Source organism: Streptomyces sp. SM1, from assembly GCF_002910825.1.
Lineage (GTDB): Bacteria > Actinomycetota > Actinomycetes > Streptomycetales > Streptomycetaceae > Streptomyces > Streptomyces okerensis.
The window spans coordinates 1-270 of the sequence record NZ_NEUB01000356.1; the positions used below are offsets into that span (position 1 = coordinate 1).

Annotated in this window: 1 protein-coding gene; it reads right to left on the reverse strand. The window is 74.8% G+C overall.

Going from position 1 to position 270, the window contains the following annotated elements; genetic code table 11:
* Window positions 1–270: biotin/lipoyl-containing protein (locus tag B9S61_RS41515; RefSeq protein WP_308457755.1), on the reverse strand; the 270-nt coding region annotated here is incomplete at both ends.

Here is a 270-nt window from a genome sequence, read left to right on the forward strand (position 1 = left end):
CCGATGACGGCGAGCTTGGCGCCGACCTCGGCCGTCTCGTCCTCGCCGACCACGATCTCCAGCAGCGTGCCGGAGGCGGGCGCCGGGATCTCGGTGTCGACCTTGTCGGTCGACACCTCCAGCAGCGGCTCGTCGGCCTCGACGGTGTCGCCGACCGACTTCAGCCAGCGGGTGACGGTGCCCTCGGTGACGGACTCGCCGAGCGCCGGCAGGACCACGTCCGTGCCCTCGGCGGAACCGCCGCCGGCCGAGGCGTCGGCGGTGGGCGCC